The organism is Thermocatellispora tengchongensis (genome assembly GCF_014202315.1).
GTDB classification, from domain to species: domain Bacteria; phylum Actinomycetota; class Actinomycetes; order Streptosporangiales; family Streptosporangiaceae; genus Thermocatellispora; species Thermocatellispora tengchongensis.
The window spans coordinates 178,565-203,060 of record NZ_JACHGN010000003.1; the positions used below are offsets into that span (position 1 = coordinate 178,565).

Consider the following 24,496-nt stretch of genomic DNA (forward strand, 5'->3'; position numbering starts at 1 on the left):
TTACCGACCACCAAAGAGCGGTAAGGGCGACCGGACTCGGCGAAAGGACGCTCACGACGTGGCGAGCAAGGTCACCTCGGCCATCATGAGACAGGGGCTCGCGGTCCTGTGGGTGTCCATCCGAGCCGAGCCCGTGGTGTTCACCTTCGCGGTGCTGGCCAGCGGCGTCTACGGCCTGATGACGGTCGCGTCCGCCTGGGCGCTGGGCTGGGCCACCGAGCACGTGGTGCTGCCCTCCTTCGCCGACGGGGACGTGGCGGGCGGCACGGTCGCGGCCGGCGTCGCGCTGATCATCGGCGTGGCCCTGGTCAAGGCCGGCGGCGTCGCCTTCAGGCGCTTCCTGGCCGGCGTCATGCAGTACCGCATGCAGGCCCGCTCCCGGCGCGAGGTCACCCGGCAGTACCTGCGGCTCCCGCTGGCCTGGCACCACCGCCACCCCACCGGCCAGCTCCTGTCCAACGCGAGCGCGGACGCCGAGGCCGCCTGGGCGCCGCTCGCGCCGCTGCCGATGGCGGTCGGCGTGGTGGTCATGCTGGTCGCGGCGGCCGTGGCCATGGTCCTGGCCGACCCGGTGCTGGCCCTGGTCGGCTTCCTGATCTTCCCCGCCATCGCGCTGCTGAACATGGTCTACCAGCGCAGGCTGAGCCCGCTGGCCGCCCGCGCCCAGCAGCTCCGCGCCGAGGTCAGCGAGATCGCGCACGAGAGCTTCGACGGCGCGCTGGTGGTCAAGACGCTGGGCCGGGAGGACCTGGAGGCCGCCAGGTTCCAGGCCAAGGCGCACGAGCTGCGCGACGCCAACATCGCCGTGGGCCGGGTGCGCGGCCTGTTCGATCCCATGCTGGAGGCCCTGCCCACCCTCGGCGTGCTCGCGGTGCTGCTGTTCGGCGCGATGCGGCTGGAGTCGGGCGCGGTCACCGCCGGCACGCTGGTCCAGGTCGCCTACCTGTTCACGCTGCTGGCCTTCCCGATCCGGGCCCTGGGCTGGGTGCTGGCCGAGCTGCCGCGCAGCGTCGTGGGCTGGAGCCGGGTGCAGGCCGTGCTGGAGGCGACCGGCTCGATGTCGTACGGCACCGCCGTCATCGACGGCGACTCCCCGGCCCGGCTGGAGGTCAGCGGCCTGGCGTACTCCTACGGCGACGCGCCCGTGCTGCGCGATGTCACCTTCGAGGTGCCCGCCGGGCGCACGGTCGCGCTCGTGGGGCCCACCGGGTCGGGCAAGTCCACCCTGGTGCAGGCCCTGGTACGGCTCGTGGACCCCGACGAGGGCTCGGTGCGCGTGGACGGCGTGGACCTGCGCGAGGTCGAGCGCGGCGGGATCAGCCGGGCCGTCGCGCTGGCCCCGCAGCACACGTTCCTGTTCGACGACACCGTGCGCGGCAACATCACCCTCGGCCTGCCCGTCCCGGACGAGGACGTGTGGGCCGCGCTGCGCCTGGCCCAGGCCGACGGCTTCGTCAGCGCGCTGCCCGCCGGGCTGGACACCAAGGTGGGGGAGCGCGGCACCAGCCTGTCGGGCGGCCAGCGCCAGCGCATCGCGCTGGCCCGCGCCGTCGTGCGCCGGCCCCGGCTGCTGGTCCTCGACGACGCCACCTCCAGCGTGGACCCCCAGGTCGAGGCCAAGATCCTGTACGGCCTGCGCGACGCCGCCGAGGCGTCCACCGTCGTCGTGGTCGCCTACCGCATGGCCACGATCGCGCTCGCCGACGAGGTGGTCTACCTGGAGCACGGCCGGGTCGCCGACCGGGGCCCGCACGAGGAGCTGATCACCCGCTGCGAGGGCTACCGCAACCTGGTCACCGCCTACGAGCGCGAGGAGGCCGAGCGCGCCGCGCTCAACCAGGACCAGGAACCAGACGACGAACTGGACGAACTGGACGAACTGGACGAACTTCAGGACTTGCAGGACGACGACATCGAAGGGGTCTCCGCGTGACCACCGCGTTCCAGGGGATCGACCGCTCGGCCCTGGCCACCGTGCGCAGAGGGCTGTCGCTGACGCCCGAGTTCCGCCGCGGCTTGGCCGGCACGCTGGCGCTGGCGGTGGTCGCCACCATCGGCAAGATCATCGTGCCGATCGCGGTGCAGCAGACCATCGACACCGGCCTGAAGGGCTCGGTGCCCGACGTGCCCTACATCCGCACCGCCGTGCTGGTGTGCGCCGCCGCCGTCGTGCTGACCGCGCTCGCGGCGTACTGGATGAACGTGCGGCTGTACAAGTCGACGGAGTCCTCGCTCGCCACGCTGCGCACCCGCGGCTTCCGGCACGTCCACGACCTGTCGGTGCTCACGCAGAACACCGAGCGGCGCGGCGCGCTGGTCTCGCGGGTCACCGGCGACGTGGACCAGATCACGACCTTCATGCAGTCCGGCGGACTGATGATCATCATCGCGGGCGGCCAGTTGCTGGTGGCCAGCGTGCTGATGCTGATCTACTCCTGGCAGCTCACGCTGCTGGTGTGGGCGTGCTTCCTGCCGCTGGCGGTCGCGCTGCCCCGGTTCCAGCGCTGGCTGTCGGGGGCGTACACGACCGTGCGCGAGCGCACCGGCGACGTGCTGGCCGCCGTGAGCGAGTCGGTGGTCGGCGCCGCGGTGATCCGGGCGTACGGCTCGGAGGACCGCACCGCCCGGCGCGTGGACGCGGCCATCGAGGCCAACCGCGCCGCCCAGACCCGGGCGCAGCGGATCGTGGCCACCGTGTTCCCGCTCACCGAGATCATGGCCGCGGTCGCCATCGCGGGAGTGGTGCTGCTCGGCGTGCGGCTCGGCCTGGACGGCGGCATCACCGCCGGCCGCCTGATCGCCTTCCTGTTCCTGATCACGCTGTTCATCTCGCCGCTGCAGATCGCCACCGAGGTGCTGAACGAGGCGCAGAACGCGGTGGCGGGCTGGCGGCGCATCCTCGGCGTGCTCGACACCCCGCCGGACGTGGCCGACCCGGGCGAGGACGGCGTGACGCTGCCGCGCGGCCCCATCTCGGTCACCTTCGAGAACGTCGGCTTCGCCTACCCGGGCGGCCCGCAGGTGCTGCACGAGGTGTCGGTGGAGATCCCGCCGCGCTCCCGCGTCGCCGTCGTCGGCGAGACCGGCTCGGGCAAGACCACCTTCGCCAAGCTGCTCACCCGGCTGATGGACCCCACCGGCGGCCGGGTGCTGGTGGACGGGCACGACCTGCGCGAGGTCCGCTTCTCCTCGCTGCGCGAGCGGATCGTGATGGTGCCCCAGGACGGCTTCCTGTTCGACGGCACGCTGGCCGACAACATCCGCTACGGCCGCCCCGCCGCCACCGACGAGGAGATCCTGCTCGCGCTCACCGAGCTGGGCCTGGCCGACTGGCTGGAGGGCCTGCCCGCCGGGCTGGAGACCCGGGTCGGGCAGCGCGGGGAGTCGCTGTCGGCCGGGGAGCGCCAGCTCGTCGCGCTGACCCGCGCCTACCTCGCCGACCCCGACCTGCTGCTGCTGGACGAGGCCACCTCCGCCGTGGACCCGGCCACGGAGGTGCGGCTGGCGCGGGCCCTGGAGGGCGTGACCCGGGGGCGTACGGCCGTGTCGATCGCGCACCGGCTGTCCACCGCCGAGGCCGCCGACGAGGTGCTGGTCTTCGACAAGGGCCGCATCGTGCAGCGCGGCCCGCACGCCGAGCTGGTCGCCGAGCCCGGGGTCTACGCGGGCCTGTACGCGAGCTGGGCCGCCACCACCGGCTCCCGCTGACCCTCCCGCTGACCCCTTCGCCCCTTCCCTCATCCCGATCCATGCCGGCGCCAAGTCGCCGCCAACGCGCCGCCAAGGCACCGCCAAGTCGCTCCCAAGGCGGCCCCGCGATGCTGACGGGGAACCGACGGTGACGGGGAGTACGAAGGGAAGGCGATGAGCCACAACGACGGGGTATTGGGGGACGACCTGCGGCGCGTGGTGCGCGGGCGGGTGCTCGTGCCGGGCGAGGAGGGCTTCGCGGCGGCGGCGACGCCGTGGAACGTCGCGGTCGCCCAGCCGGTGCGGGCGGTCGTGGAGGTGGCCGACGCGGACGACGCCGCCAAGCTGGTCGCCTTCGCGAGCGGGGCCGGCCTGGCGGTGACGACGCAGCCGACCGGCCACGGCGCGACCGGCGACGTCGAGGGCGCCATCCTGGTGCGTCCCTCGCGGCTGCGCGGGGTCGAGGTGCGCCCCGCCGAGCGGGTCGTGCGCTTCGAGGCGGGCATGTCCTGGGGCGAGGTGCTGGACGAGGCCGGCAAGCACGGCCTGGGCGCGCTCGCGGGCAGCAGCCCCGTGGTCGGCGCCACCGGCTACCTGCTCGGCGGGGGCATGAGCTGGTTCGGCCGGGCCCACGGCGTCGCGGCGAACAGCGTGCGCGCCTTCGAGGTGGTGGACGCCGACGGGGAGCGCGCCCGGGTCACGGCCGGCTCCGACCCGGGCCTGTTCTTCGCCCTGCGCGGCGGCGGAGGTGACTTCGCCCTGGTCACCGCGGTCGAGCTGGAGCTGTTCGACGCGCCCGAGCTGTACGGCGGCCGGATCATGTGGCCGTACGCGATGGCCCGCGAGGTCGGCGAGGCGTTCCTGGAGATCACCCGGGACGCGCCCGAGGAGCTGTCGGTGTGGTTCGCCCTGATGCACTTCCCGCCGTCCCCGAACGTGCCGGAGCCGCTGCGCGGGCTGTCGGTGGTGGTCGCCGACGCGGTCCACCTCGGCGGCGAGGCCGAGGGCCGTGAGCTGCTGCGCCGGTTCGAGCCGATCCCGGGCGTGATCCTGGACACCAGGACCGGCAGGCGGATGTCGGAGCTGGGCGACGTGTGCGCCGAGCCGGTGGCCCCCATGCCGGTCAAGGCGGCCGGGCGGATGCTGACCCGCTTCGACGACCTGGTGCTCGACCGTCTGCTGACGGCCGCGGGGCCCCAGGGCGTCGGGCCGCTGAACAGCGTCCAGATCCGCCACACCGGCGGCGCGCTGGCCCGTACGCCGGCCGTGCCGTCCGCCGCCGGGAGCTTCCCCGAGCCGTACCTGTGCAACAACGTGGGCGTGCTCGCCACGCCCGAGACGGCGCGGCTGGTCGCCGCCCGCGACGCAGAGATCGCCGCCGCCCTCGCGCCGTACACCGGCGAGCGCCGCCCGCTGACCTTCATGGAGGCGGGCGACACGGCCGCCGCCGCCTTCTCCCCGGAGACGCTGGCCCGCCTGCGCGAGATCAAGCGGGCCCGCGACCCGCACGGCGTGTTCCGCGGCAACTTCCCGGTCATGGGCTGACCGGCGCCGGGCGGGGGCGGGACCGCGCGCCCCGTGCGGCAGAATTGAGCCATGGCCGCCGACTCGCTCGATCCCGCCGTCGCCGCCAGGCTCAAGCGCAACCCCGATGGCCTGGTGCCCGCCGTCGTGCAGCAGTACGACACCGGCGAGGTGCTCATGCTCGCCTGGATGAACGACGAGGCGCTGCATCGCACGCTCACCACGGGCCGCGCCACCTACTGGTCGCGCAGCCGCTCGGAGTTCTGGGTCAAGGGCGACACCTCCGGCCACGTCCAGTGGGTGAAGTCGGTGGCGCTCGACTGCGACGGCGACACGATCCTGCTCCAGGTGGACCAGGTCGGGGCGGCCTGCCACACCGGCGACCGCACCTGCTTCGACGCCGGGGCCCTCACGGTCACCGGCACGCGCTGATGCGCGGCGGAGCGGGCCCGTGGGTCCTCGCCTGCGCGGCGGGGGCCGGGCTCGCCCTGCTCGCGTCCGGGCGCGAGTGGGCCACCGTCGCCTCCGGCACCGCGGGCCCGCACGGCCAGATCGCGGTGACGGGCGGCGAGCTGTCCGCCGGGGCGAGCACGCTCGCGCTGGCCGGCGGCGCCGCCGCGCTGGCGGTCCTGGCCGCCCGGGGCGTGTGGCGGCGGGTGCTCGCCGTGGCGCTCGCCCTGTGCGGGGCGGGTGTGGCCGCGGCGGCGTGCTCCGCCGCCTTGTCCGGCTCGGCCGCGCTCGACGCCGCGGCCGCCAAGGGCGTCATCGCGGGCGACGCGGTGCGGGTCGCCGTGGCCTGGCCGTGGCCGGCAGCGGCGGTCGCGGGCGGGTTGGTGCTGGTCGCGGCGGGTGTGGTGGCCGTGATCCGCGGCGGGCGCTGGCGCGGCATGTCCGACCGCTACGAGCGCCCCGGCACCCGTACGGCGTCCGCCGGCGCCGCCCGGAGCGGCGCTCCGGCGAGCGCCCGTGAGCTGTGGGACGCCATCGACCAGGGCGCCGACCCGACCCTCGACGGCGACCCCGCGCCCGGCCGCAGCGAGAAGTGACAGTCGCTCGCACAATTGACTGTCGGTTACAAGTTGTCCACAAAGCGGACGATCCCCTGTTCGGCGCCCCAGTTCTCGCTAGGCTTTCGCCCCGCAACTCGAACTTGAGTACATAGGAGTCAGTTAATGAGCTACGGGAATCAGCCGGGCGGTCCGGGCGATTACGGGACGCCTCCCCCTGGCGGGTACGGTCCGCCCGGTGGCGGCTACGGCCCGCCGCCCGGCGGCGGCTACGGCCCGCCCGGCGGCTACGGCGCGCCTCAGTCGCCTCCCGACAACCACCTCGTCCCGGCGATCCTCACGACGCTGTTCTGCTGCCTTCCGTTCGGTATCGTGTCCATCGTGAAGTCCTCGCAGGTCAACTCCAAGTGGGCGGCGGGCGACTACCAGGGCGCGATCGCGGCCTCCGACGAGGCCAAGACGTGGTGGAAGCGGGCGCTCATCGTCGGTCTGATCGTCAACGTGCTCGCCATCGTGCTCTACTTCGTCTTCGTCGTGATCGTCTTCTCCACCGCGACGACCTACAGCAGCTACTGATGACGTTGCACCTTGCGACCGCCGGGCGGCGGACGACGAGAGAACGGCTCCGGGCCGTCCTCGCGCCGCTCGGTGTCGCGGCGGCGACGGGCGCGGTGTTCGTCGTCGTGGGGTTGCGCGACCCCAACCAGCCGGGCCACTACCCGACCTGCCCCTTCCTGTGGGCGACCGGGCTGTTCTGTCCCGGCTGCGGCACCCTGCGCACGATCCACGCGCTCGCGCACGGCGACGTCGTCGCCGCGCTCGGGCTCAACCCTCTCGCCGTGGCCACGATTCCGTTCCTGCTGTTCTGGTGGGGGCGCTGGGCGCTGAGATCGTGGCAGGGCAGGCCCGTACGCACGAAGCTGGCGCACCCGGCGTACATCTGGGGATTCTTCGTGCTCGTCATCGCGTACTGGATCGTGCGCAACCTGCCTTTCGGCGCATTCCTCGCCCCCTAGCCGGCCCATACGCGACCGGCCCCGTCCACCCAATGGCGGGGTCGGGCGGCCGAGGCCGATAACATCGGCAGACGAGGCCGCGCACAATGCCCGGCCGGGGGCCGCCGGCTCGCCTGGCCGCGGATCGGGGCCAGTCCACACACATCGACCGGAGGGACCCTGATCGGGTGAGCGAGCGGACGGATCGGCCCGACGTGTTCGCGACCGCGAACTCCGAGCTCCGCAGCGAGGAGATGGCATGACAGTGCTCGATGAGATCCTGGACGGGGTGCGGGAAGACCTCGCCGACAGGCAGCGGGCCGTGTCGCTCGACGAGCTCAAGCGGCGCGCCGAGCGCGCGCCCGACCCCAAGGACGCCTACGCCGCCCTGGGCGGCGACAAGGTCTCGGTCATCGCCGAGGTCAAGCGGTCGAGCCCGTCCAAGGGCGCCCTGGCCGCCATCGCCGACCCGGCGGCCCTGGCCGCCGACTACGAGGCGGGCGGCGCCCACGTGATCAGCGTGCTGACCGAGCGGCGCCGCTTCGCCGGCACGCTGGACGACCTGGCCGCGGTGCGCGCCGCCGTGGACATCCCGATCCTGCGCAAGGACTTCATCGTCACCTCCTACCAGCTCTGGGAGGCGCGGGCCTACGGCGCCGACCTGGCGCTGCTGATCGTGGCCGCGCTGGACCAGAACGCGCTGGTGTCGCTGATCGAGCGGGCCGAGTCCATCGGCCTGGCGCCGCTCGTCGAGGTGCACACCGAGGAGGAGACCGAGCGCGCGCTCGCCGCCGGGGCCAAGATCATCGGGATCAACGCGCGCGACCTGAAAACCCTCCAGGTCGACCGCGAGGTCTTCGCGAAGCTCGCGCCGAAGATCCCCGACGGTATCATCAAGATCGCCGAGTCCGGGGTCCGAGGCCCCCACGACCTGCTCGCGTACGCCCGTGCGGGCGCCGACGCGGTGCTCGTGGGCGAGAGCCTGGTCACCGGCAAGGACCCCAAGGCCGCCGTCGTCGATCTGGTCACCGCCGGGGCGCATCCGGCGACGCGATTCGACGCCACGCGCCCTGACCAAGGATCAGAGGGACACCAGTGACCACATCCAACGCGCCCGCCGAGGGCGCCCTGATCACCGCGGCCGACTTCGCCGGCGGCGGCCCGCACGGCGACGACCCCGACATCCGGGGCAAGTTCGGCATCTTCGGCGGGCGCTACGTGCCCGAGGCGCTCATCCCGGCCCTGGACGAGGTCGCCAGGACCTACGAGGAGGCCAAGCGCGACCCCGAGTTCCTGCGCGAGTTCGACCACCTGCTGCGCACCTACGCCGGCCGCCCGACCACGCTGACCGACGTGCCGCGCTTCTCCGAGCAGGCCGGCGGGGCCCGGATCGTGCTCAAGCGCGAGGACCTCACCCACACCGGCGCGCACAAGATCAACAATGTGATCGGCCAGGCGCTGCTGACCAAGCGGCTCGGCAAGACCCGGGTGATCGCCGAGACCGGCGCCGGCCAGCACGGCGTGGCCACCGCGACCGCCGCGGCCCTGCTCGGCCTGGAGTGCGTGATCTACATGGGCGCCGTCGACTGCGAGCGCCAGGCGCTCAACGTCGCCCGCATGAAGCTGCTCGGCGCCACCGTCGTGCCCGTCCACAACGGCAGCAAGACCCTCAAGGACGCCATCAACGAGGCGTTCCGCGACTGGGTCACCAACGTGGACCACACCCACTACCTCTTCGGCACCGTCGCGGGCCCGCACCCGTTCCCCGAGATCGTGCGCGACTTCGCCCGGATCATCGGGGTCGAGGCCCGCCGCCAGATGCTGGAGCTCACCGGCAGGCTGCCCGACGCGGTGTGCGCGGCCGTCGGCGGCGGCTCCAACGCGATCGGCATCTTCCACGCCTTCATCGGCGACGAGGGGGTTCGGCTCCACGGCTACGAGGCCGCCGGGCACGGCCTGGAGAGCGGCGAGCACGCGCTCACCCTCACCGCGGGCAGCGTCGGCGTGCTGCACGGCGCGCGCACGTACGTGCTGCAGGACGACGAGGGCCAGACCATCGAGTCGCACTCGATCTCGGCCGGCCTCGACTACCCCGGGGTGGGCCCCGAGCACGCCTGGCTCAAGGACTCCGGCAGGGCGACCTACCACGGCGTCACCGACGACGAGGCCATGCAGGCGTTCTCGCTGCTCGCCCGCACCGAGGGCATCATCCCGGCCATCGAGTCCTCCCACGCGCTGGCGGGCGCGCTGAAGCTCGGCCGCGAGCTGGGCCCGGAGGCGACCATCCTGGTCAACCTCTCCGGACGCGGGGACAAGGACATGGGCACCGCCATGAAGTACTTCAACCTGTAGGTCAGCACGGCGTCAGCACGGCGGCCCGCCGGACATGCCCGACTAAGGACACCATCCACAATGACGACACTTGCCTCCGTATTCGAACGGGCCCGGTCCGAGGGCCGCGCCGCGCTGATCGGATACCTGCCCGCCGGCTTTCCCACCAAGGAAGGCGGCATCGCCGCCGCCACGGCCATGGTCGAGGCGGGCTGCGACGTGATCGAGATCGGCCTGCCCTACTCCGACCCGCTCATGGACGGCCCGACCATCCAGGACGCCGTGCACCGCTCGCTCAGCAACGGCACCCGCATCGCCGACGTGCTGCGCACGGTCGAGGGCGTGGCCGCGACCGGGGCCGCCACCCTGGTCATGACCTACTGGAACCCGATCGACCGCTACGGCGCCGACCGCTTCGCCCGCGCCCTGGCCGACGCGGGCGGCGCGGGCACGATCACGCCCGACCTCACGCCCGAGGAGGCCGCGCCGTGGCGCGAGGCCTCGGCCGGGGCCGGGATCGACACGGTGTTCCTGGTGGCGCCCAGCTCCACCGACGAGCGCATCCAGGCCGTCGCCGAGTGCTGCACCGGCTTCGTGTACGCCGCCTCGCTCATGGGCGTCACAGGGGCCAGAGAGACCGTCAGCTCGGCCGCCGAGTCGCTGGTCAAGCGCACCCGCGCGCACACCGAGCTGCCCGTGTGCGTCGGCCTCGGCGTCGGCACCGGCGCGCAGGCCGCCGAGGTGGCCGGCTACGCCGACGGCGTCATCGTGGGCTCGGCCTTCATCCGCCGCCTCCTCGACGCGCCCGACGAGGCCACCGGCCTCGCCGCCGTGCGCGAGCTGGCCGCGGAGCTGGCCAAGGGCGTACGCGCCTGACCGTGCCCCACCCGCCGGCGCCCGCCACGGCGGCGCCGGCCCGCTTCCGCACACCCGATGCCCGATATCCGGCCGCCGTGCCCGGCCGCCGCGCCTGACCGCCGTGTCCGGTGTGCTGTGCCAGAGCGCCGTGTCCGGTGTGCTGTGCCAGAGCGCCGTGTCCGGTGTGCTGTGCCAGAGCGCCGTGCCCGGTGTCCTGTGCCTGACCGGCGTGCCCGGTCGTCCTGCCCTGTTTTGTCCCGCCGAAGCCCTGATTACGGGCAAGAGCGTGTTCGAACGTCGCCTTATCGCGCGCTTATCGGCGGCATGCTGAGATGACAGCGGGTACTGTGCGCATCCATGGCGGTTGCGCCATCCCCGGTTTACGGACCGCGTCCTTTCGAGGAGACCATGGTGCTCGTGACGTCCGACCATCCCGCCCCAGTGAGGTCGCGCAGTGTCCAAAGAGCGCTACCCTGGGTGACGACCGCGGCGCGGCTCGTTGTGGCCGGCGTGCTGATCGTGGCCGGCTGGCTCAAGATCGGCAATCCGGCCCTGTCCGTCCGCGCGGTCGAGGCATACGAGCTGCTGCCCGGCTCGGTCGCCACGGTGGTGGGCTACGGCCTGCCGATCCTGGAGATCGTCGTCGGGGTGCTGCTGGTGGTCGGGCTCCTCACCCGGGCCGCGGGGATCGTCTCCGCGCTGCTCATGCTGGCGTTCGTCATCGGCATCGCCTCGGCGTGGGCGCGCGGCCTCCTCATCGACTGCGGCTGCTTCGGCGGCGGCGGCCGGCTCGAGGAGGGTCAGGACCCCGGCTACCTGTGGGAGATCATCCGTGACTTCGGGATCTTCCTGCTGGCCGCCTGGATCGTCTGGTTCGCGCCCGGCCGGTTCGCGCTCGACTCGGCGCTGGGCATCGCACCGGAGCGAGAGCCGTACGACCAGGCAGACGGCCTGGACCTGGACGACGAGCACGACGCCGACGACGCCGGTGACGAGGCCGGAGGGGCGTCAGACGAGAAGGAGAACGGCTGATGGGCGGGAAGGCCGCGCGGACATCCGCGGCACGCGACCAGATCAGGGCGCAACGCGAGGCCGAGAAGAAGCGCGAGAAGCGCAGGCGCATGGTGACCATCGCCACCGCGGCGGTCGTCGCCGTGGCCGCGATCGCCGCCGGGGCCTGGTACTCCGCCCTCCAGAGCCGCTCGGAGACCGCCGGGGCGGACACCGCGCCCGTGACGGTGCAGGCCGACGGCTCGGCCGTGATGGCGATGCCGGGGGTGGAGAAGCCGGTCCTGGACATCTATGAGGACTTCCAGTGCCCGGCGTGCAAGGCGCTGGAGGAGACCAGCGGCAACACGATCAAGAACCTCGCGGCCGAGGGCAAGGTCAAGGTGGTCTTCCACCCGATCACGATCTTCGGCCAGGAGCCCACCAAGAGCAACTCGGTCCGCGCCGGGGCCGCGGCCCGCTGCGTGCCCTCCGGGCAGTGGCTGGCCTACCACGACAAGCTGTTCGAGGGCCAGCCCAGCGAGACCGTGGAGGGCTTCAAGGTCGAGGAACTCGTGGCCTGGGGCAAGGAGGTCGGCGTCACCGACCCCGGCTTCGAGAAGTGCGTGACCTCGCAGCAGCACGCCAAGGCGCAGCAGGACTACAGCACGAAGGTGCTCGACTCCGGCGCCGTCACCAAGGGCACCCCGACCGTCCGGCTCAACGGCACCGAGCTGGAGGACACCGCCTTCCGCCCGGCCGATCTACGCCAAGCCGTTCTCGACGCGGCGAAGTAGCCGCCGAGCCTGTACTGTCACCTGACATGCCCCTCGCCTCGATTCCAAGCCCGTCGACCGGGGTCTGGTACCTCGGTCCGATCCCGCTGCGGGCCTACGCTCTGTGCATCATGCTCGGCGTCGTCGCCGCCGTGTGGCTCGGCGAGCGCCGCTGGCGCGCCCGCGGCGGCGCGCCGGGCACGATCCTCGACCTGGCCATCTGGGCCGTGCCCTTCGGCCTGGTCGGCGGGCGCCTCTACCACGTCATCACCGACTGGCGGCTCTACTTCGGGCCCGAGGCCCCGAACCAGCCGATCGAGGCGCTGTTCATCTGGAACGGCGGCCTCGGCATCTGGGGCGCCATCGCGCTCGGCGGGGTCGGGGTGTGGCTCGGCTGCCGCAGGCGCGGCATCTCGCTGACCGCCGTCGCCGACACGGTCGCGCCGGGCATCGCCCTGGCCCAGGCCATCGGGCGCTGGGGCAACTACTTCAACCAGGAGCTGTTCGGCGGTCCCACCGACCTGCCGTGGGGCCTGGAGATCGACCCCGGCCGCCCCGGCACCGTCCCGGGCGAGGACACCTACCACCCGACGTTCCTGTACGAGTCCATCTGGGACGTCGGCCTGGCCCTGCTGCTGATCTACCTCGGCGGCAGGTTCGGCTTCCGGTACGGCCGCCTGTTCGCCCTGTACGTCGCGGGCTACACGCTCGGCCGGTTCTGGATCGAGGGGCTGCGGGTCGACTGGGTCGGCGGCGTGGACCACGCCGTGGAGCTGCTCGGGCTGCGGATCAACCAGTGGACCGCGCTCGTGCTGTTCGCCGGCGCCCTGGTCTACTTCTGGCTGACCAGGAACAAGCAGGGCGAGGAGTCCCTGGGCGTACCGGCCGAGGACGACGGCGACGGCCCGGCCGGGGAGCCCGCGGAGAAGACCGGCGCCGACGCCGACGCCGATTCCCGCGAGAAGGCCGAGGTGGACGCCGAGACCGAGCCCGCTGACAAGGCCGACGCGAAGAGCGACGCCGACGCGAAGAGCGACACCGACGCGAAGGCCGAGGCCGGGGCGAAGAGCGAGGCCGGTCTCGCTGGTGACGCCGTGCGCGACGCCGAAGGGCGCGAGGAGCCCGACGGGGCCCTCGACCCCGCGCACGACGCCGAGCAGGCCGACGAGGAGGAGGTCGCGGTCGCCGCGAGTGAGAGCGAGGCGCGCGGCAGATGAGCGAGGCCGGCGGGCCCGGGGGACGCGCCGAGATCCACCACCAGCACCGTGATGTCACGGGCGGGTGGCTGCGCCCTTCGGTGTTCGGGGCGATGGACGGGCTGGTGTCCAACTTCGCGCTGATCGCCGGTGTGGCGGGCGGCACGTCCGAGACCAGGGTGATCGCGCTGGCCGGGATCGCCGGGCTCGCCGCCGGAGCGTTCTCCATGGCGGGCGGCGAGTACGTCTCGGTGGCCAGCCAGCGCGAGCTGGCGCTCGCCGAGATCGCCGTGGAGAGGCGCGAGATCGCGCACAGCCCAGAGGCGGAGGAGCAGGAACTGGCCCAGCTCTACGAGCAGCGCGGCGTCACGCCCGACGTGGCCGCCGAGGTGGCGCACCAGATCTCCCGGGACCCCGAGCGCGCCCTGTACGTTCACGCGCGCGCCGAGCTGGGGGTCGATCCCGCCGACCTGCCCTCGCCCAGGCTCGCCGCGTTCTCCTCGTTCCTGTCCTTCGCCGTCGGCGCGGCGCTGCCGCTGCTGCCGTACCTGTTCGGTGCGCGCCAGCTCTGGATCTCGGCGGTGGTGTCCTCGGTCGCGCTGTTCGCCGCGGGCGCGATCGTGTCCGCGGTGACCGCCCGGTCGTGGTGGTACTCCGGCCTGCGCCAGCTCGTCGTGGGCGCGGTCGCCGCCGCGCTCACCTTCGGGCTGGGCACGCTGATCGGGGCGAGCGGGCTGTGAGCCGCGAGCCCACGCGCAGACGCCGCCGTCGTCCGGGCGACGACGCCCGCCGCCCGTCCCGCCCGCCCGCCGGCGAACCCCCGCCGCCCGGCCGCCGCGCCGCCCCCCAGCCGCCCCCGTACGACGAGCGCGGCCCGCAGGAGTACCCAGGACCCGCGCAGTACGCCCCGCCGGGCTACGGCGTCCCGGGCTGGGACGCGCCGGGATACCCGCCCGAGCCCCACCGCACCGGGGAGTACCGGCCCGAGGGCCACCGGGCCGGAGAGTACGGCGCCCCCTACGGGCCCGGAGACCACGGGACGGGCGAGTACGGAACGGGGGAGTACGCGACCGGGGAGTACGGGCCCGGAAACCACGGGACGGGCGAGTACGGGACCGGGGAGTACGCGACCGGGGAGTACGGGCCGCCGCCCGCCGGTGACGACGCCGAGGGCGGCTGGCTGGGGCAGCCCGGCGTGGCGCCCCCGCCGCCCGTGGACGGCGGGCGCTCGCGCCGCCGCGCGGCACAGCAGCCGCGGGACGACGGAGGGCGCAGGAGGCGCCGCGGCCGGCCCGCGCCCGAGCCGGTGCTGCCCCCGCCGCCGCCCGACGAGCACGTGCTGGCCCGGTTCGGCATCACCCGCAAGCAGCAGCGCATCCTGACCGTCATCGGGGTGACCGCGGGCTCGATCATCGCGCTGGCCGGCCTGACCGCCGCCATCGCCTCCCTCGGCGGCGGCACCTTCGACGAGGAGCCCGGGGCCGCCGCGGTCGCGGTGGCCGTCAACCTGCCGGACGACTACCAGGGCTGGGGCTCGCCCGCGCTGTTCGCGCCGATCGCCACCCGCGAGGCCGACCCCGCGCCGCTCACCACCAAGGAGGTCTTCGGCGCCAAGACGCTCAAGGCGGGCCGGATCACGCTGCGGCTCGTCGCCAGCGACACGGTGGCCGACTGCGGGGCGGCGATCCAGGGCCAGGAGGTCGCCGACCTCGTCGCCGAGGGCGGCTGCACCCAGGCCGTGCGCGGGCTGTACCTGAGCGCCGACCGCCGCTACGTCGCCCAGTACACGATGCTCAACCTGGCCGACACCGAGGCGGCCAACACGCTGGTGGAGGAGCTGAAGACCCGCTACCGCGGCGGCTGGGCGCTGGCGCTGGCCTCGGAGAAGGCGGCGCTGCCCGTCGGCGGCCACACCGAGGGCAGCGGGCACGCGATGGGCCACTACGCGGGCCTGGTGTGGATCGCCAGGACCGACGGCGCCGAACCGGGCAGGACCGACGACTTCGTCTCCCTCACGCTGGCCGTGCGCGGGGCGGAGAAGGCCGTCTACCGCCGCGTGGTGGCCAAGACGGGTGTCCCGTCCTCCGGGCCCTCCGCGCCGTCCTCGCCCGGCTGAGGCCGCGTCCCGTCACCCCCGCCCGTACCGCAACGCCCCCCGGAGTGATCCGCGCGCATGTCCACCCGCACCCGCCTGATCGTCGCCGCGGTCGTCTGCGCGCTCGTCGCGGGCGGCGGCGCGTACCTGCTGCTGGGCCGGGGCGACCCGCCGCGGGCGGCGGTGTTCACTGCCGAGACCAGCACCGCGATCTTCGGCCCGATCGCCGGCCGGGCCCTGGACCCCGAGCCGCTCACCGTCCAGGAGGTCTTCGCCGCGGCGGAGCTGACGTCCGGCGACACCACGCTGTCGCGCAAGGGCACCGAGACCCTGCCGGCCTGCCAGGACGCCGTCTGGGGCGACGCCGCGACCGCCGCGGTGGCGGCCTGCACCCAGGCGCTGCGCGCGGTCTACGCCACCGCCGACGGCATGATCGCCGCCCAGTCGGTGATCTTCAATCTGCCCGACTCGGCCGCCGCCGACCGGCTGGTCCGGGCGCTGGGCCCCGGCGGCGGCTTCGTCCACCTGGCCGAGGGCGTGACCGGCTTCGACGCTGCCCGCAGCCGGGCCCAGGCCCGCGCCCTGGGCCACTACGTGGCGCTGAACTGGGTCGCCCCGGCGTCCGAGCGGGCCACCCCCGACCTCACCCAGGCGCAGATCGCGCTGGACTCGATCACCCGCGCCATGCACGACCGGGTCGTGGCGGCCACCTGAGCGCCACGACGGGGCGCAACCGGACGGGCGGGACGTAGCCGGACGGGCGGGGTCAGGCCGCGGAGAGGGTGGCGGCGATGGCCGCCCGCAGGCCACGCAGCCGGTCCAGGGGCAGGTCGAGCGGGGTGGCGTCGGCGGCCCACGGGGCGGTCTCGGCGATGAGAGCGCGGGCCTGGCGCTTGGTGAGGCCGGCGCGGGCCGCGATCAGGGCCTCGCGCCAGGTGTTGGCGACCTTGCCGTGCGCGTTGTCCAGGATGCGGCGCAGCACCCGGCCGGGTTCGTCGCCGGGCACGGCGACGCGCTCGGCCAGCACGCTCCCGCCGGAGTCGCCCGCGCTGATCGCGTAGACGGGCGAGAGCAGGTCGGCCAGGCCGGGCAGGTCGTCGAGCGGCGCGGCCGGCTCCACCCGCGCGTACGCCGCCCGCGTCGCCAGCAGCAGCCGCGGCAGCGCCGCCTCCAGCCCGGCCGGCAGGGCGATGGCGACCCGCTCCGGGTGCGCCGCGTACGGCTTGGCCAGCCAGGTGCTCAGCCGGGCGCGCGGCACCCGCGGCGCCAGGTCGCCCGGCCACTCGCCCACCAGCACCTCGGCCGTGCCGCCCGCGACCTCGATCCCGGCGGCGCCCGGCGCGCCGGGGGCGGGGGCGGCGGCCTCGGTGGACTGGGGGCCCTTGGTGTAGATCGCGGTGGCCAGGCGGTCCACCCGGGCCGACACCGCGGGCCAGGTCTTGGTGGTGGGGCGCAGGACGTACATGTCGGCGGCCGAGCCGATGGCCTCGGCGCCGTGGTAGCGGTTGAAGTCGGGGTACATGGCCTCGTAGACCAGGTTCAGCGCCGAGAGCGCGTGCTGCACCTTCAGCGCCAGCGCCGGGGTGCGCTCGCTCACCCCGTACGCCAGCAGGACGCGCCCCCGGTCCCGGTCGCGCAGGCCCTCGGCGGCACGGGCCACGAACAGGCCGACGCCCTCGGCGGTGTAGGGCGGGTCGGTGATCGCCAGGTCGGCGTACGCGCGGGCGGCGGGGGGCAGGCCGAGGCGCAGGTCGGCCCAGCGCGTGTGCACGCTCACGCCGAGCCGGGCCGCCCCCGCGGCGATGTAGCCGAGGATGCGGTCGTCGATGTCCACCACCGTGACCTCCAGCCCGGGGTGGACCATGGCGGCGGCCAGCGAGGTGAGGTCGTGGTCGCCCACGCACAGCAGCCGCGCCCCGTCGAGGGAGAAGCGCGTGCCAAGCAGCAGCGCCCGGCGGACCACGGTGTCGGCCGTCGCCGCCACGTGGTCGAGCACGTGACGCCCCCGCGGAGCCTTCGCGATCAGCTCCGCCATTTGTTCTACCACCTGCGCGTGGGCGGGCAGCAGGTGGGTCACCGGGTCGGCGGGCGAGGGCGGGGCCTCCACCGGGGCGGGCGGGAGGCGGAAGCGGTCGCCGGAGTGCTCCAGATCGGGCAGCTCGCGCAGCAGCGCCTCGATCGTGCGGCGGGACGTGGCGCTCTCGCGCACCAGGTCGCCCAGGGTCCACCAGCGCCCGTCGGACAGCAGCGCCAGGGCGGCGCGCAGCCGCCTGGCGTCCACGCCCGCCTCGGCGATGAGCGCGCGCACACCGTCATCAGCCATGCCGATCACCTTATGCCCTGGTCGGCCCACGGATGCCCGCTCGGCCCCGCCGGACGCTCCGCCCGGCGAACCCGCTCGCGCGCCGGCCGCCGGGAGCGGGACCTTCGGCTCTGGCCAGGGGGCGAATCGTGGAATATCGTGTCGGAGCCTCGCCGTTATGCCCGGGGGTGGCAGCGCTGCCACTGAGAGTTCACCCGGACTGCCGTCAATGTTCGCGATGTAGACCTGGTGGGCACTATTCCGGCAGGGTGAGGTAATCTCTACCCACAATCGCAGCAGGGCCAACGTCGTCCCTCGCCAGCACGAAGCAGACGAAGACGACGGGAGGGATTCAATGCCTGCTGCCCGCCTCGGGTTCCCCGAGCCTCAGGGCCTGTACCACCCCGCGAACGAGCACGACGCCTGTGGTGTCGCCATGGTCGCCGACGTGGCAGGACGACGCAGCCACGACATCGTCGCGAAGGCTCTGACGGCACTGTGCAATCTTGATCACAGGGGGGCCAAGGGTAGCGAGCCGGACACCGGCGACGGCGCCGGCATCCTGACGCAGATCCCTGACACCTTCCTGCGCTCGGTCACGGAATTCCCCCTCCCCGAAGCAGGCGCGTACGCCGCCGGAATCGCCTTCCTCCCGGCCGACCCCGAGGCCCGCGCCGACGCGGTGCGACTGATCGGGGAGATCGCCGCCGAGGAGGCGCTGACCGTGCTCGGCTGGCGCGACCTGCCGGTGGACACCGCGCACGCGGGTCCCAGCGCCCGCGCCGTGATGCCGTACTTCGGCCAGCTCTTCGTCAGCTCGCCGGGCGGCGAGCGCGGCCTGGACCTGGACCGCAGGGTGTACGCGCTGCGCAAGCGCGCCGAGCACGAGGCGAAGGTGTACTTCCCCTCGCTCAGCTCGCGCACCATCGTGTACAAGGGCATGCTGACGACTCCGCAGCTCGAGCCGTTCTTCCCCGACCTGTCGGACGAGCGCTACGACACCGCCATCGCGCTGGTGCACTCGCGCTTCTCCACCAACACCTTCCCGTCCTGGCCGCTGGCCCACCCGTACCGGTTCATCGCGCACAACGGCGAGATCAACACGGTCAAGGGCAACCGTAACTGGATGCGGGCGCGGGAGGCGATGCTGGCCACCGGCCTGATCCCCGGCGACATCTCGCGGCTGTTCCCGATCTGCGACCCCGAGGGCTCCGACACCGCCAGCTTCGACGAGTGCCTGGAGCTGCTGCACCTCGGCGGGCGCAGCCTGCCCCACGCCGTGCTCATGATGATCCCGGAGGCGTGGGAGAACCACACCGAGATGGAGCCCGCGCGGCGCGCGTTCTACGAGTTCCACTCCACCCTCATGGAGGCGTGGGACGGCCCGGCGTCGATCACCTTCTCCGACGGCACCCTCGTCGGCGCGGTGCTCGACCGCAACGGCCTGCGCCCCGGCCGCTTCTGGGTGACCGACGACGGCCTGGTGGTGCTGGCCTCCGAGGCAGGCGTGCTGGACATCGCCCCGGAGAAGGTCGTGCGCAAGGGCCGTCTCCAGCCGGGCAAGATGTTCCTGGTCGACACCTCGCGCGGCAAGATCATCGAGGACGACGAGATCAAGGCCGAGCTGGCCGCGGCGCTGCCGTACGAGGAGTGGCTGCACGCCGGTCTGGTCCGCTTCGAGGAGCTGCCCGAGCGCAGCCGCGAGATCCCCACCCACGAGGCGCTGGTACGCCGGCAGCAGACCTTCGGCTACACCGAGGAGGAGCTGCGGATCATCCTGTCGCCGATGGCCCGCACCGGCGCGGAGCCGATCGGCTCGATGGGCACCGACACCCCCGTCGCCGTCCTCAGCGAGAAGCCGCGGCTGCTGTTCGACTACTTCAGCCAGCTCTTCGCCCAGGTCACCAACCCGCCGCTGGACGCGATCCGCGAGGAGCTGGTCACCTCGCTGCAGTCCACGATCGGCCCCGAGGGCAACCTGCTCGACCCCGGCCCGGCGTCCTGCCGCCGCCTGGTGCTGCCCTACCCGGTGATCGACAACGACGAGCTCGCCAAGATCATCCACATCAACGACGAGGGCGCGCTGCCCGGCTTCCAGCCGCACGTGGTCTCCGGCCTGTACGACGTCGCCGGCGGCGGCGAGGCGCTGCTGCGCCGCCTGGAGGAGATCCGGGCCGAGGTGTCGCGGGCCATCGAGGACGGCGCCCGGATCATCGTGCTGTCCGACCGCGGCTCCTCCGCGGACAAGGCGCCGATCCCGTCGCTGATGCTCACCGGCGCGGTGCACCACCACCTGATCGCGCAGAAGACCCGCACCCGGGTCGGCCTGGTGATCGAGACCGGCGAGGCCCGCGAGTGCCACCACATGGCGCTGCTGATCGGCTACGGCGCCTCCGCCGTCAACCCGTACCTCGCGATCGAGACCGTCGAGGAGATGGTCGCGACCGGCGTGCTGGAGCTGGAGCCGCGCAAGGCCGTGCGCAACCTGATCAAGGCGTACGGCAAGGGCGTGCTGAAGATCATGTCCAAGATGGGCGTGTCCACGGTCGCCTCCTACACCGGCGCGCAGATCTTCGAGGCGCTGGGCCTGGGCAAGGAGGTCATCGACACCTGCTTCGCGGGCACCACCTCCCGCCTGGGCGGCGTCGGCTTCGACGTGCTGGCCCGCGAGGTCGGCGAGCGGCACCGGCGGGCGTACCCGCGGGCCGAGAACGCGCACCGGCGCCTGGAGGTCGGCGGCGAGTACCAGTGGCGGCGCGAGGGCGAGCCGCACCTGTTCAACCCCGAGACCGTCTTCAAGCTGCAGCACGCGACCCGCACCCGGCGCTACGAGATCTACAAGGAGTACACCCGCCTGGTGGACTCCCAGGCCGAGAAGCTGATGACGCTGCGCGGCCTGTTCCGCCTGAAGAAGGGCAACCCGATCCCGATCGAGGAGGTCGAGCCGGTCGAGAGCATCGTCAAGCGGTTCTCCACCGGCGCGATGTCCTACGGCTCGATCTCGATGGAGGCGCACGAGACCCTCGCCATCGCCATGAACCGGCTGGGCGGCAAGTCCAACACCGGCGAGGGCGGCGAGGACCCCGAGCGCCTGTACGACGACGCGCGGCGCAGCGCCATCAAGCAGGTGGCCAGCGGCCGGTTCGGCGTGACCAGCGAGTACCTGGTCAACGCCGCCGACCTGCAGATCAAGATGGCCCAGGGGGCCAAGCCCGGCGAGGGCGGCCAGCTCCCCGGCCACAAGGTCTACCCGTGGATCGCCAAGACCCGGCACTCCACCCCGGGCGTGGGCCTGATCTCGCCGCCGCCGCACCACGACATCTACTCGATCGAGGACCTGGCGCAGCTCATCCACGACCTGAAGAACTCCAACCCGGCCGCGCGCGTGCACGTCAAGCTGGTGGCCGAGGTCGGCGTGGGCACGGTCGCGGCCGGCGTCTCCAAGGCGCACGCCGACGTGGTGCTCATCTCCGGGCACGACGGCGGCACCGGCGCCTCGCCGCTGACCAGCGTCAAGCACGCCGGAGCGCCGTGGGAGCTCGGCCTGGCCGAGACGCAGCAGACCCTGCTGCTCAACGGCCTGCGCGACCGGATCGTGGTCCAGGTGGACGGCCAGCTCAAGACCGGCCGCGACGTGATCATCGCGGCGCTGCTCGGCGCCGAGGAGTACGGCTTCGCCACCGCGCCGCTGGTCGTCTCGGGCTGCGTGATGATGCGCGTCTGCCACCTCGACACCTGCCCGGTGGGCGTGGCCACGCAGAACCCCGAGCTGCGCAAGCGGTTCTCCGGCAAGCCCGAGTTCGTGGTCAACTTCTTCGAGTTCGTGGCCGAGGAGATCCGCGAGTACCTCGCCGAGCTGGGCTTCCGCTCGCTGGACGAGGCGATCGGGCACAGCGAGATGCTGGACACCACCGTGGCCGAGGACCACTGGAAGGCGGCCGGGCTGGACCTGTCGCCGATCCTGCACCGTCCCGAGCTGCCCGAGACCGCCGCGCTGCGGCGCGTCGTCGAGCAGGACCACGGCCTGGACAAGGCGCTGGACAACACCCTCATCCAGCTCGCCGAGGGCGCGCTGGAGCTGGGCGAGCCGGTCACGCTGGAGCTGCCGATCCGCAACGTCAACCGCACGGTCGGCACCATGCTCGGCCACGAGGTGACCAAGCGCTACGGCGGCGCCGGCCTGCCCGACAACACGATCGACGTGTCCTTCACCGGCAGCGCGGGCAACTCCTTCGGCGCGTTCGTGCCGCGCGGCATCACCCTGCGGCTGACCGGCGACGCCAACGACTACCTCGGCAAGGGCCTGTCGGGCGGGCGGATCACCGTCCGGCCGCACCCCGACGCGCCGTTCGCGGCCGAGACCCAGGTCATCTCCGGCAACGTCGGCCTGTACGGCGCGACCTCGGGCGAGGTGTTCGTCCGCGGGATCGTCGGCGAGCGGTTCTGCGTGCGCAACTCCGGCGCGACCGCCGTCGTCGAGGGCGTCGGCGACCACGGCTGCGAGTACATGACCGGCGGCCGGGCCGTCATCCTCGGCCCCACCGGCCGCAACCTGGCCGCCGGCATGTCGGGCGGCATCGCGTACGTGCTCGACCTCGACCCCGCCAAGGTCAACCGCGAGATGGTGGAGATCGAGGCGCTGGAGGACTCCGATGAGGAGTTCCTGCGCGAGATCGTGGAGAAGCACCTGACCGAGACCGGCTCCACCGTGGCCAAGGCGCTGCTGGAGGACTGGGACGCCGCCCTCGCGCGGTTCGGCAAGATCATGCCCTCCGACTACAAGCGCGTGCTCGCCGCGCGCGCCGCCGCGGAGGCGGAGGGCCGGGACATCGACGAGGCGGTCATGGCCGCCGCGCACGGATAGAAAAGGGGGGTACTCATGGCCGACCCGAGGGGTTTCCTGACGCACGAGCGCGAGCTGCCGGCGCGTCGTCCGATCGACGTCCGCATCCGCGACTGGCGCGAGGTCTACGAGGACTTCCCCAGGCCCGCGCTCAGCAGGCAGGCGGCGCGCTGCATGGACTGCGGCATCCCGTTCTGCCACAACGGCTGCCCGCTGGGCAACCTGATCCCGGAGTGGAACGACCTGGTCTTCCGCGACGACTGGCGCGAGGCGATCGAGCGTCTGCACGCGACCAACAACTTCCCGGAGTTCACCGGCCGCCTCTGCCCGGCGCCGTGTGAGGCCGCGTGCGTGCTCGGCATCAACTCCGACCCGGTGACGATCAAGCGGGTCGAGGTCGAGATCATCGACCGGGCCTTCGAGGAGGGCTGGGTCACGCCGCAGCCGCCGGTGAGCAAGACCGGCAAGAAGGTCGCGGTCATCGGCTCCGGCCCGGCCGGGCTCGCCGCCGCCCAGCAGCTCACCCGCGCCGGGCACGACGTCACGGTCTACGAGCGCGCCGACCGCATCGGCGGCCTGCTGCGCTACGGCATCCCCGAGTTCAAGATGGAGAAGCGGCACATCGACCGCCGCCTGGACCAGATGCGCGCCGAGGGCACCGAGTTCCGCACCGGCGTCAACGTCGGCGTGGACATCACCGCGGCCGAGCTGCGCGAGCGGTACGACGCGGTCGTGCTGGCCGGCGGCGCCACCAAGTGGCGCGACCTGTCCGTGCCCGGCCGCGAGTTCAAGGGCATCTACCAGGCGATGGAGTACCTCCCGCTGGCCAACAAGGTGCAGGAGGGCGACTTCGAGGTCTCGCCGATCTCGGCCGAGGGCAAGCACGTGGTCGTGATCGGCGGCGGCGACACCGGCGCCGACTGCATCGGCACCGCCCTGCGCCAGGGCGCGGCCTCGGTCACCCAACTGGAGATCATGCCCCAGCCCCCGGCGACCCGCCCCGGCAACCAGCCGTGGCCGACGTTCCCCATCCTGTTCAAGATGGAGAGCGCGCACGAGGAGCTGGCCGACAAGGGCGGCGCCCGCGTCTACGCGGCCTCCACCACCGAGTTCGTCGGCGACGAGGACGGCAACGTCCGCGCGCTCCGCCTGGTCGAGGTCGAGGGCCCCCAGACCGGCTTCAAGCCGATCCCGGGCACCGAACGCGAGATCCCGGCCGAGCTGGTCACCCTGTCCATGGGCTTCCTCGGCCCGGAGAAGGGCGCCCTGCTCACCGACTTCGCCGAGATGTCCGGCGACCCGGAGGGCTTCTTCGACCAGCGCAGCAACGTCGCCCGCGACAAGTCGTACATGACGGGCCTGGACGGCGTCTTCGTCGCCGGCGACATGGGCCGCGGCCAGTCCCTCATCGTCTGGGCCATCGCCGAGGGCCGCTCCGCCGCCGCCGCCGTGGACTCCTACCTCACCGGCGAAACCGTCCTGCCCACCCCCATCCCCCCCACCGCCCGCCCCCTGGTCTGACCGACCTCGAAAGCGGCCCCCGCCCCACCAGGGCCGGGGGCCGCCCCATTTCCCATCCCGTCCACCCCCGACCGGTCCCATCCCGTCCACCCGCGACCGGTCCCATCCCGTCCCCCCGACCAGGAGGGGCTGCGCGTACCGAGCCCCACCCGGCAGAGGGTGCACTCTCCCGGCGCCCCGGCCGACCCGCGGCGGCCCCGCGCCCAAGCCCTGGCCGACGTCCGGCCCAGGCGTCCCGTCCGCCCGTGTGCCTCCTGCGCGGGGCCAATGCGCCGTGCCATGAGACAGGAAGCGCGCGTCCATACCGGCGGCGGACGCACCCGGGGCCGCGCAATCGGCATGCGACTCACCGGCCTCAGCCGGGACGGGCT

20 protein-coding genes are annotated in these 24,496 nt (G+C 73.3%); 19 read left to right on the plus strand and 1 reads right to left on the minus strand.

Features of this window, described 5'->3' with window-relative positions; all coding sequences use genetic code 11:
- The first annotated feature begins 85 nt into the window (after nt 1-85).
- From HNP84_RS07190 to HNP84_RS07270, 17 genes are all read left to right on the plus strand, one after another.
- A complete protein-coding gene (locus tag HNP84_RS07190; RefSeq protein ID WP_185048990.1) occupies nt 86-1,933 on the plus strand; it encodes an ABC transporter ATP-binding protein in 1,848 nt (615 codons plus the stop codon).
- Complete coding sequence (locus HNP84_RS07195) at nt 1,930-3,708, plus strand: ABC transporter ATP-binding protein (RefSeq protein WP_185048604.1); 1,779 nt, start codon at nt 1,930-1,932, stop codon at nt 3,706-3,708. Before HNP84_RS07190 ends, HNP84_RS07195 begins: the two co-directional genes overlap by 4 nt.
- 156 nt (nt 3,709-3,864) lie before the next feature.
- Nucleotides 3,865-5,235 carry an FAD-binding oxidoreductase gene (locus HNP84_RS07200; protein ID WP_185048605.1) on the plus strand — a complete coding sequence of 457 codons (1,371 nt, stop codon included), beginning with the start codon at nt 3,865-3,867 and terminating at the stop codon, nt 5,233-5,235.
- A 51-nt stretch (nt 5,236-5,286) separates the two neighbouring features.
- Nucleotides 5,287-5,646, plus strand: coding sequence for a phosphoribosyl-AMP cyclohydrolase (gene hisI, locus HNP84_RS07205; RefSeq protein WP_185048606.1), 360 nt, complete (start codon nt 5,287-5,289; stop codon nt 5,644-5,646).
- Nucleotides 5,646-6,260, plus strand: a complete 615-nt coding sequence (locus tag HNP84_RS07210) for a Trp biosynthesis-associated membrane protein (RefSeq protein WP_185048607.1) — start codon at nt 5,646-5,648, stop codon at nt 6,258-6,260. The genes hisI and HNP84_RS07210 overlap by 1 nt, the downstream gene beginning before the upstream one ends.
- 126 nt (nt 6,261-6,386) lie before the next feature.
- A complete protein-coding gene (locus HNP84_RS07215; RefSeq protein ID WP_185048608.1) occupies nt 6,387-6,797 on the plus strand; it encodes a CD225/dispanin family protein in 411 nt (136 codons plus the stop codon).
- Nucleotides 6,797-7,237 carry a DUF2752 domain-containing protein gene (locus HNP84_RS07220; RefSeq protein WP_185048609.1) on the plus strand — a complete coding sequence of 147 codons (441 nt, stop codon included), beginning with the start codon at nt 6,797-6,799 and terminating at the stop codon, nt 7,235-7,237. Before HNP84_RS07215 ends, HNP84_RS07220 begins: the two co-directional genes overlap by 1 nt.
- Before the next feature lie 238 nt (nt 7,238-7,475).
- Entirely contained in the window at nt 7,476-8,315 is an 840-nt protein-coding gene (gene trpC / locus HNP84_RS07225; protein WP_185048610.1) for an indole-3-glycerol phosphate synthase TrpC, read from the plus strand.
- 29 nt (nt 8,316-8,344) lie between these two features.
- A complete protein-coding gene (trpB, locus tag HNP84_RS07230) occupies nt 8,345-9,568 on the plus strand; it encodes a tryptophan synthase subunit beta (RefSeq protein ID WP_221336036.1) in 1,224 nt (407 codons plus the stop codon).
- A gap of 60 nt (nt 9,569-9,628) precedes the next feature.
- Nucleotides 9,629-10,423: a tryptophan synthase subunit alpha gene (trpA, locus tag HNP84_RS07235; protein WP_185048611.1), complete on the plus strand. Its 795-nt coding sequence runs from the start codon at nt 9,629-9,631 to the stop codon at nt 10,421-10,423.
- A gap of 103 nt (nt 10,424-10,526) precedes the next feature.
- Nucleotides 10,527-10,736 carry a hypothetical protein gene (locus HNP84_RS07240; RefSeq protein ID WP_185048612.1) on the plus strand — a complete coding sequence of 70 codons (210 nt, stop codon included), beginning with the start codon at nt 10,527-10,529 and terminating at the stop codon, nt 10,734-10,736.
- Between the two features lie 146 nt (nt 10,737-10,882).
- Nucleotides 10,883-11,437, plus strand: coding sequence for a MauE/DoxX family redox-associated membrane protein (locus tag HNP84_RS07245; RefSeq protein WP_312924055.1), 555 nt, complete (start codon nt 10,883-10,885; stop codon nt 11,435-11,437).
- A complete protein-coding gene (locus tag HNP84_RS07250) occupies nt 11,437-12,189 on the plus strand; it encodes a DsbA family protein (protein ID WP_185048614.1) in 753 nt (250 codons plus the stop codon). The genes HNP84_RS07245 and HNP84_RS07250 overlap by 1 nt, the downstream gene beginning before the upstream one ends.
- 110 nt (nt 12,190-12,299) lie before the next feature.
- Complete coding sequence (locus HNP84_RS07255) at nt 12,300-13,385, plus strand: prolipoprotein diacylglyceryl transferase family protein (RefSeq protein ID WP_376771826.1); 1,086 nt, start codon at nt 12,300-12,302, stop codon at nt 13,383-13,385.
- On the plus strand, nt 13,382-14,104 hold the full coding sequence (locus HNP84_RS07260; RefSeq protein ID WP_185048616.1) for a VIT1/CCC1 transporter family protein: 723 nt from the start codon (nt 13,382-13,384) through the stop codon (nt 14,102-14,104). Before HNP84_RS07255 ends, HNP84_RS07260 begins: the two co-directional genes overlap by 4 nt.
- Nucleotides 14,101-15,480 (plus strand): hypothetical protein, encoded by a 1,380-nt coding sequence (locus HNP84_RS07265; RefSeq protein WP_185048617.1) that lies wholly within the window; start codon nt 14,101-14,103, stop codon nt 15,478-15,480. Before HNP84_RS07260 ends, HNP84_RS07265 begins: the two co-directional genes overlap by 4 nt.
- 57 nt (nt 15,481-15,537) lie before the next feature.
- On the plus strand, nt 15,538-16,173 hold the full coding sequence (locus HNP84_RS07270) for a hypothetical protein (protein WP_185048618.1): 636 nt from the start codon (nt 15,538-15,540) through the stop codon (nt 16,171-16,173).
- Between the two features lie 52 nt (nt 16,174-16,225).
- Here HNP84_RS07270 and HNP84_RS07275 read toward each other — a convergent pair whose 3' ends face one another.
- On the minus strand, nt 16,226-17,782 hold the full coding sequence (locus tag HNP84_RS07275; RefSeq protein ID WP_185048619.1) for a bis-aminopropyl spermidine synthase family protein: 1,557 nt from the start codon (nt 17,780-17,782) through the stop codon (nt 16,226-16,228).
- Between the two features lie 334 nt (nt 17,783-18,116).
- Here HNP84_RS07275 and gltB point away from each other — a divergent pair, with 334 nt between their 5' ends.
- Complete coding sequence (gltB, locus tag HNP84_RS07280; RefSeq protein WP_185048620.1) at nt 18,117-22,625, plus strand: glutamate synthase large subunit; 4,509 nt, start codon at nt 18,117-18,119, stop codon at nt 22,623-22,625.
- 15 nt (nt 22,626-22,640) lie between these two features.
- The gene (locus HNP84_RS07285) at nt 22,641-24,125 is read left to right on the plus strand and encodes a glutamate synthase subunit beta (RefSeq protein ID WP_185048621.1); all 1,485 of its coding nucleotides are present in this window, start codon (nt 22,641-22,643) and stop codon (nt 24,123-24,125) included.
- The last annotated feature ends 371 nt before the right edge of the window (nt 24,126-24,496 follow it).

Excerpts from the sequence above, each read along its gene's own strand:
- HNP84_RS07190 (WP_185048990.1), top strand. The coding sequence starts at position 86 with ATGAGACAGGGGCTCGCGGTCCTGTGGGTGTCCATCCGAGCCGAGCCC.
- HNP84_RS07200 (WP_185048605.1), top strand. The coding sequence starts at position 3,865 with ATGAGCCACAACGACGGGGTATTGGGGGACGACCTGCGGCGCGTGGTG.
- hisI (WP_185048606.1), top strand. The coding sequence starts at position 5,287 with ATGGCCGCCGACTCGCTCGATCCCGCCGTCGCCGCCAGGCTCAAGCGC.
- HNP84_RS07210 (WP_185048607.1), top strand. The coding sequence starts at position 5,646 with ATGCGCGGCGGAGCGGGCCCGTGGGTCCTCGCCTGCGCGGCGGGGGCC.
- HNP84_RS07215 (WP_185048608.1), top strand. The coding sequence starts at position 6,387 with ATGAGCTACGGGAATCAGCCGGGCGGTCCGGGCGATTACGGGACGCCT.
- HNP84_RS07220 (WP_185048609.1), top strand. The coding sequence starts at position 6,797 with ATGACGTTGCACCTTGCGACCGCCGGGCGGCGGACGACGAGAGAACGG.
- trpC (WP_185048610.1), top strand. The coding sequence starts at position 7,476 with ATGACAGTGCTCGATGAGATCCTGGACGGGGTGCGGGAAGACCTCGCC.
- trpA (WP_185048611.1), top strand. The coding sequence starts at position 9,629 with ATGACGACACTTGCCTCCGTATTCGAACGGGCCCGGTCCGAGGGCCGC.
- HNP84_RS07250 (WP_185048614.1), top strand. The coding sequence starts at position 11,437 with ATGGGCGGGAAGGCCGCGCGGACATCCGCGGCACGCGACCAGATCAGG.
- HNP84_RS07255 (WP_376771826.1), top strand. The coding sequence starts at position 12,300 with ATGCTCGGCGTCGTCGCCGCCGTGTGGCTCGGCGAGCGCCGCTGGCGC.
- HNP84_RS07260 (WP_185048616.1), top strand. The coding sequence starts at position 13,382 with ATGAGCGAGGCCGGCGGGCCCGGGGGACGCGCCGAGATCCACCACCAG.
- HNP84_RS07270 (WP_185048618.1), top strand. The coding sequence starts at position 15,538 with ATGTCCACCCGCACCCGCCTGATCGTCGCCGCGGTCGTCTGCGCGCTC.
- HNP84_RS07275 (WP_185048619.1), bottom strand. The coding sequence starts at position 17,782 with ATGGCTGATGACGGTGTGCGCGCGCTCATCGCCGAGGCGGGCGTGGAC.
- gltB (WP_185048620.1), top strand. The coding sequence starts at position 18,117 with ATGCCTGCTGCCCGCCTCGGGTTCCCCGAGCCTCAGGGCCTGTACCAC.
- HNP84_RS07285 (WP_185048621.1), top strand. The coding sequence starts at position 22,641 with ATGGCCGACCCGAGGGGTTTCCTGACGCACGAGCGCGAGCTGCCGGCG.